The 6,832-nt window shown below is 43.4% G+C and carries 7 protein-coding genes; 4 read left to right on the top strand and 3 right to left on the bottom strand.

The window, feature by feature from the left end; all coding sequences use genetic code 11:
- Positions 1-194 precede the first annotated feature (194 nt).
- The 3 genes from sppA to PN457_RS02110 all read left to right on the top strand — a co-directional run bounded on the left by sppA (position 195) and on the right by PN457_RS02110 (position 1,822).
- Positions 195-1,016, top strand: coding sequence for a signal peptide peptidase SppA (gene sppA, locus PN457_RS02120; protein WP_271731004.1), 822 nt, complete (start codon positions 195-197; stop codon positions 1,014-1,016).
- Between the two features lie 70 nt (positions 1,017-1,086).
- The gene (gene aroH / locus PN457_RS02115; protein ID WP_271731002.1) at positions 1,087-1,500 is read left to right on the top strand and encodes a chorismate mutase; all 414 of its coding nucleotides are present in this window, start codon (positions 1,087-1,089) and stop codon (positions 1,498-1,500) included.
- A 37-nt stretch (positions 1,501-1,537) separates the two neighbouring features.
- A complete protein-coding gene (locus PN457_RS02110) occupies positions 1,538-1,822 on the top strand; it encodes a hypothetical protein (RefSeq protein ID WP_271731000.1) in 285 nt (94 codons plus the stop codon).
- A 48-nt stretch (positions 1,823-1,870) separates the two neighbouring features.
- Here the strand turns inward: PN457_RS02110 and crtR are convergent, their stop codons facing one another.
- A complete protein-coding gene (gene crtR / locus PN457_RS02105) occupies positions 1,871-2,761 on the bottom strand; it encodes a beta-carotene hydroxylase (RefSeq protein WP_271730999.1) in 891 nt (296 codons plus the stop codon).
- A 429-nt stretch (positions 2,762-3,190) separates the two neighbouring features.
- On the opposite strand from crtR, the gene pyk reads away from it, so the two are divergent.
- On the top strand, positions 3,191-4,960 hold the full coding sequence (pyk, locus tag PN457_RS02100) for a pyruvate kinase (protein ID WP_271730998.1): 1,770 nt from the start codon (positions 3,191-3,193) through the stop codon (positions 4,958-4,960).
- On the opposite strand, the gene PN457_RS02095 is transcribed toward pyk, so the two are convergent.
- Positions 4,957-5,544 carry a Uma2 family endonuclease gene (locus tag PN457_RS02095; RefSeq protein ID WP_271730997.1) on the bottom strand — a complete coding sequence of 196 codons (588 nt, stop codon included), beginning with the start codon at positions 5,542-5,544 and terminating at the stop codon, positions 4,957-4,959. The genes pyk and PN457_RS02095 overlap by 4 nt on opposite strands.
- 46 nt (positions 5,545-5,590) lie before the next feature.
- Positions 5,591-6,691 (bottom strand): glycosyltransferase family 4 protein, encoded by a 1,101-nt coding sequence (locus PN457_RS02090; protein WP_271730996.1) that lies wholly within the window; start codon positions 6,689-6,691, stop codon positions 5,591-5,593.
- Positions 6,692-6,832 lie beyond the last annotated feature (141 nt).

The raw sequence follows: 6,832 nt of genomic DNA, 5'->3' as shown, positions 1-6,832 counted from the left end.
TTTAAATGGGGCGTACAATATATTAAGAAAAGCAGTCCTGAACGCTTTTGCAGACGGGATAGAGGGGTTAGGAGTAACTCCAATCAGGTTTACCCCTGGTAAAGTGACTTTGTAGATTTGTCTATAATTTCACAAACTCTTTTCATCGCTAGGCATTTTATATTGAGTGTATTACAGAGGTTTTTTAACTGCTCATGGTCTGGCCTTTCAAGTCTAAGTTTCGTAAACAAATTGCCCGGATTGAAATTACTGGTGCTATCGGTGCTTCTACTCGCAAGCGCGTGTTAGAAGCCCTAAAAACCATAGAAGAGAAAAAGTTTCCCGCTTTACTCCTGCGTATTGATAGTCCTGGGGGTACAGTGGGCGATTCTCAAGAAATCTACAGCGCCCTGAAGAGGTTACGCAATCAAATCAAAATCGTCGCCAGCTTTGGCAATATTTCGGCTTCTGGCGGTGTCTACATTGGCATGGGAGCAGAACATATCATGGCTAACCCTGGTACAATCACTGGTAGTATTGGTGTGATTTTGCGGGGTAACAACTTAGAACGGTTGCTGGAAAAAATCGGTGTGTCCTTCCAAGTCATCAAGTCTGGCCCCTACAAAGATATTTTGGCATTTGACCGCCAACTGACTGGACCAGAACAAAGCATCCTGCAAGAGTTAATTGACGTGAGTTATCAGCAGTTTGTCAAGACCATCGCTCAAGCGCGTTCTCTAGAACTAGAAACTGTTAAGACTTTTGCTGATGGTCGGATTTTCACCGGGGAACAGGCTTTAGAATTAGGTGTTGTAGACCGTCTGGGAACTGAAGAGGATGCACTGCGCTGGACGGCGGAAATGGTGGGTCTTGATCCGGATAAGACACCCTGCTATACCCTAGAAGAACGAAAACCTTTATTGAGTCGCGTTCTACCCGGAAGCCGTCTGGTTTCATCAGGGCTGGGGGCGGGAATTGATTGGTTGGAATTTGAAATGTCTACCAGTGGTCTGCCACTGTGGTTATATCGACCTTAAATAATTAGCAGTCATTGTAAAAAATTTACAATGACTGATGACCAATGAGTAATGTAAGGAGGATTTTGGCGTGGAGTGGCAAATGCGGGCTATTCGCGGAGCAACAACCGTTGCTGAAAACACTATTGAAGGGATTAGAGAAGCGGTAACCGAACTAATAGATCAACTAGAACAAAGGAATCAACTCCAGCCAGAAAAGATGATTAGTGTGACTTTTTCGGTGACACGTGATTTAGATGCGATTTTTCCGGCGGCCATTGCGCGATCGCGTTCTGGGTGGGATAATGTGGCAATGTTGGATGTACAACAAATGCACGTCGAAGGTAGCTTAGAGCGTTGCATTCGGTTTCTTATCCACGCTTACCTTCCAGCTTCTACACCAATTAATCATATTTATTTACGCCAAGCTGCTAAATTACGTCCAGATTGGAGTTTATCCCAGCCGTTACAACCATCACAGCAGGCAGTTAAGTCAAAAGTTTAAAATTTGACTGTCAATTATATGTAAAAATTAACACGAAATGAGCTATTACGGTAGTGATGCGGCTCAAGCTGCTGCCATGGGCGGGAGAATGTTTAATGAGCGGGTAACTGGTGTGTGCGTAAAACTAGAAGATTTTTTGACCATTCTCTCCAAAATGGAGCAGCCACTAGTAATTGTCACAAGTGAAGGGTATTTCACAAAAATTTATAAGTATCTCACAGCATATAAAGGTTTTGTGTTTTTCACCGAATCTTTAGAAAAATTGCAACTTGGTAGCAAGATTGAGGTGATTTACGCTCAAAGCCTATCTACTGAGATTTGACGTTTTGTGTCCACAAAACCAGCCCACCCAAGGTGGGCTGGGGTATTTCTATTGGTGATGACGATGAAATCTAATCCCGATAAAAATATCGTAAACAAACTCTAAAAAGTCCTTTTTTTGTAATAAACCTGATGTTTGAGGACTACCCTTTTCATCTAACAACGGCTTCATTGCATAATAAGCAGGTTGGTAATTATACCAAGGAATAGAAGGCCACAGATGATGAATCAGGTGGTAATTCTGTCCTAAAATCAGGATATTGAGGAGTTTACCAGGATAGACCCGGGCATTTTTCCAGCGATCGCGTTCCACAAAGGGACGATGTGGTAAATAATCAAAAAATAATCCTAGTGCTATCCCCACTAAAAAAGCCGGGATAAACCAAAAATTGAGAATGTAACCTAAAAAATGATACTGAATGGAAATATAAAAAATTGTGCCGACAATTAAGCGGCTAATGAACCATTCTAATAGTTCATAGTTACGCCACAGTCGCCGCTGAAAGAAAAACACCTCATGGTACAAAAAACGTACCGCTATCAACCACAACGGTCCCCCTGTAGAGACGTAATGATCCGGGTCGTTCTTAGGGTCATTGACATGGGCGTGATGCTGTAAATGCACCCGTGTAAATACGGGGAAGGCAAAAGCTAATATCAAGGCGCTACCATGGCCTAACATGGCATTAATGATTCGGTTACGATGGGCAGATTGGTGACAAGCATCGTGAATCACAGTGCCTGCACAATGTAAAGCAATGGTATTAATGGTAAAGCACAACCAATCTGGCCACTGCCAGAGCCAGTAACCAAAGTTAGATAATACCAGCATTGTTACTGTGGACAGAAACAGTAGCAGTGTGGGATTAAAATCACCAGGAGGCGCTAAAAATTCCTTGGGGGGGATTTTTAGTGACTTCTGTGCCTCCAATGTGAGCATTCTTAACTCCTTGTTTAATGAAACATTACGAATATACGATAAACATGAGTAAATAATAAACTTTTGTAAGCTTTTATTTAGCAAGATTTAACTTGATATTTGCCGAAGCCCAGATGAATAGCGCTATGATTCCAGACGAGAGATAAGTTTTTCTGCTCGCGTAGGGTGTCTAGGCAACCAATAAAGAGTTGACTGAAAAATCTATATTCAGGAGGATGGAACCCAGTTTGGTGTACGATATCTACTCTATCTCACAAATCTTGGGAAATCTTAACCAGGGTAAAATTATCATTTCTGTTGCGAGTGACTCTCACACCCCCATTCATCCTCCGCCTCTGTTGGTTATGGATATAACAGAGACTGAAAACTAAACGCCCCTTAAATTAATATGAATCTCTAGATAGAGATAGCCCCCTAGAATCAGCCCCTATGCAATTAAGAGACTCTCTACGCCGGACAAAAATTGTTGCTACAATTGGGCCTGCCACTAGCAGCCCAGAAAACCTGAAGGCGATTATCGAAGCTGGTGCGACGACGCTGCGGCTCAACTTCTCCCACGGTACTCATGCTGACCATCAGCGTAGTATTCGCTTAATTCGGCAAACTGCCTTTGAATTAAATCAACCTGTGGCAATTCTTCAAGACTTGCAAGGGCCAAAAATTCGCTTAGGTAAGTTTGAACATGGGTCGATAATTTTAGAAAAAGGCGATCGCTTCACCTTGACAAATCGCCCAGTTGTCGGCTCCCAAGAAATTAGCTGTGTTACCTACGACTATTTAGCCCAAGAAGTGCCTGTAGGTGCGAAAATCCTCCTCGACGATGGGCGAGTAGAAATGGTGGTAGAGGATATCAACCCTGACAAAGGCGATTTACATTGTCGTGTGACGGTAGCTGGTAAGTTATCTAACAATAAAGGTGTTAACTTTCCGGGTGTTTACCTATCCATTAAGGCCATGACCGACAAGGACCGCGAGGATCTCATGTTTGGTCTAGACCAGGGTGTAGATTGGGTAGCGCTTTCCTTTGTACGTAACCCCCAGGACATCATCGAAATTAAAGAGTTAATTTCTAGTACTGGTAAGCAGGTTCCAGTGATTGCCAAAATTGAAAAACATGAAGCCATTGAACAAATGGAACAAGTTCTGGCTTTATGTGATGGTGTGATGGTGGCTAGAGGTGACTTGGGTGTAGAACTACCTGCTGAAGATGTCCCTGTGCTGCAAAAGCGGTTGATTGCTACAGCCAATCGCTTAGGGATTCCCATCATCACGGCTACCCAAATGTTAGACAGTATGGTGAGTAATCCCCGTCCTACTCGTGCTGAAGTCTCAGACGTGGCTAATGCCATTTTAGATGGTACGGATGCTGTGATGCTATCGAATGAAACTGCTGTGGGTAATTATCCTGTGGAAGCAGTGGCTACCATGGCGAGAATTGCTGAACGCATGGAACAGGAAGCGGCACAAAATTCCGCCCTACTTTCCCACCGAGATGAGCGACGTTCTATTCCTAATGCTATTAGTCAAGCTGTGGGGCAAATTGCTCAACAATTGGGCGCAGCGGCAATTATGACCCTGACACAAACAGGGGCTACAGCTCGGAATGTTTCTAAGTTCCGTCCCCATACCCCGATTTTGGCTGTGACACCCCATGTGAATGTGGCACGACAATTACAGATGGTTTGGGGTGTGAAACCATTGTTGGTACTAGGTTTACCTTCTACTGGGCAGACTTTTCAAGCTGCTATCAATGTGGCTCAAGAGCATAACTACCTGTCTGAAGGTGATTTAGTGGTGATGACTGCGGGTACTCTTCAAGGTGTTTCCGGCTCTACTGATTTAGTTAAGGTTGAGGTGGTGACCGCTGTGCTAGGTCAGGGTATTGGCTTGGGACAGGGTTCGGTAAGTGGTCGTGCTAGGGTGGCTCACACTGGTATGGATGTGAGTAATTTTAATCCCGGAGATATTTTGGTGGCACCCCGGACTGATGCGGATTTTGTTGATGCCATCCGTAAGGCCGCAGGTATTATTACTGAGGATGAAAGTCTAACCAGTCACGCGGCTGTCATCGGCTTGCGTCTGGGTGTCCCTGTGATTGTGGGTGTGAAAACAGCAACCCAGGTAATTCGTGATGGTGCAATTCTTACTCTGGATATGCAGCGGGGTCTGGTCTACTCAGGAGCTCTGGGAACTCCTTAATCTGAATTACTGCAAAAATCTATTCTCTGGTAAATCTGGCTATGGGGAATTTGGCAATCTGCGGAGGCTAAAGTTAAGATTCCGTTTTGAGCGTCAGATTCTCTTAACAGCCAGTTACCTTCTGGAGTTTTGCTAAACTGTTCAATATGAATTGTATATTGGTCAATTAGTATATATTCTTGCAATTCCGGGAGGGAACGGTAATAAGTAAATTTATCTCCCCTATCTCTACTGCTGGTAGAGTTAGAAAGTACCTCAAAGATGATACTGGGATTTACTACTGTATCGGTTCTTCCGTCTTGAAAGCGGGGTTGATTTTTAATGATGAGAATATCAGGATAGGTGTATTGTTGGTAATGGGGAATCCACAGGCGTAGGTCACTAGTGTAAACGCGGTAATCTTGTTCTCTCAGCGCCTGGCTAAGAGCAACTACTAAATTGATAATGATTTGGTTGTGATTAATAGAGCCGCCAGTCATGGGTATAATTTCCCCGTTACGGTATTCACTGCGATACTCAGCAGTTTCTTCAAGTGCGAGGTATTCTTCTATAGAATATTGCTGGGTGGGAGTTTGCACAACCATAGGGTTTTTGTGTGAAGGCTGGAGTAAGATAACTTTAGCCTAACATTCATAAATAGCGGGATAAAACTTCTGCAGTGGCAAGTCCGGTTTTTTGCCAACTGAATTGACTGGCTCTATTTATACCTAGGGTAGAGAGGTGCGATCGCATTTGCATATCTTCAGCTATCATCTGCATAGCTGCGGTGATTTCTGTTAGGTTGTAGGGATTAATTAAAATCGCTGCTTCCCCCGCTACCTCTGGAAGGGAAGAAAGATTAGAAGTAATCACTGGAGTCCCACAAGCCATTGCTTCGAGGACTGGTAAACCGAACCCTTCCCAGAGGGTCGGAAATACTAGGGCGATCGCATTATAAATAATTTTTGGTAGTTCGTCATAGGATACGTAATTGAGAAATTTTGTCTGTTGAGTAATTCCCAACTCTGCGACATGGGTTTGTAAAAGTGGAGTGTAACGCCTATCAACCGGACCTGCTAACCATAGTTGATATTCACCCCTATTTGGTAGCTCCGCAAAAGCAGCTATAATCCGGTGTAAATTTTTATAAGGGTCATGTCTTCCTAGATAGAGAAAATATGGCGGATTGTCAGGTGATTTTTCTTGAAAAGGGTGAAAATGTTCACGATCATAACCTAGGAGAATGGGGGTGATTTGACTGGCGGGAATTTGATAAAAATTAATGATATCCTCTGCTGTCGCTTGGGAATTGCAGATTATGTGTTGTGCTTGTTTGAGGACTTGGGGAACGTAGTAACGATGGTAAGCTGTCAAGGGTGATAAGGGTTTGGGAAAGCGCAATGGTATTAAGTCGTGGGAAACGACCACAAAACGACAGTTACTATAAAGCGGTGCTTCTGGTAAGGGGGAAAATAACAAGGGAGATTTGAGGTGATGATAGATTTGGGGAAGTTGGAACTGTGTCCACAATAAGCGGCGCAAATGTCCTTTTGTCCCTTGAGCGGGGGTAAGATTATTGGGAACTGGATAGCAGTTAAATTCTGGGTCTTTTTGTGCTGTTAATAAGGTGGGATATAGAGATTTTAAATAAGGGAAGATATTTTGAGCGTAGTTACTAATCCCTGTTGGTTGTGAGGAAAGAATAGATAAGTTTATAATTAGTTGGTTATCTAATGTTTTCATTAAATCCATTAATTGTACTTGTCAATTTTTAACTAAAAAATTAAATAACTCAGGGGATTAGGGGAACAGGGAACAGGGAACAGGGATTAGGGATTAGGGATTAGGGATTAGGGGAACAGGGAACAGGGAACAGGGAACAGGGAACAGGGA

This window comes from Anabaenopsis arnoldii (genome assembly GCF_028331025.1).
GTDB classification, from domain to species: domain Bacteria; phylum Cyanobacteriota; class Cyanobacteriia; order Cyanobacteriales; family Nostocaceae; genus Anabaenopsis; species Anabaenopsis arnoldii.
This window is presented reverse-complemented; position numbering and strand designations above follow the sequence as displayed.

Bases quoted from the DNA above. Each gene is read 5' to 3' on its own strand.
- pyk (WP_271730998.1), top strand. From the start codon at position 3,191: ATGCAATTAAGAGACTCTCTACGCCGGACAAAAATTGTTGCTACAATT.
- PN457_RS02090 (WP_271730996.1), bottom strand. From the start codon at position 6,691: ATGGATTTAATGAAAACATTAGATAACCAACTAATTATAAACTTATCT.
- PN457_RS02110 (WP_271731000.1), top strand. From the start codon at position 1,538: ATGAGCTATTACGGTAGTGATGCGGCTCAAGCTGCTGCCATGGGCGGG.
- crtR (WP_271730999.1), bottom strand. From the start codon at position 2,761: ATGCTCACATTGGAGGCACAGAAGTCACTAAAAATCCCCCCCAAGGAA.
- PN457_RS02095 (WP_271730997.1), bottom strand. From the start codon at position 5,544: ATGGTTGTGCAAACTCCCACCCAGCAATATTCTATAGAAGAATACCTC.
- sppA (WP_271731004.1), top strand. From the start codon at position 195: ATGGTCTGGCCTTTCAAGTCTAAGTTTCGTAAACAAATTGCCCGGATT.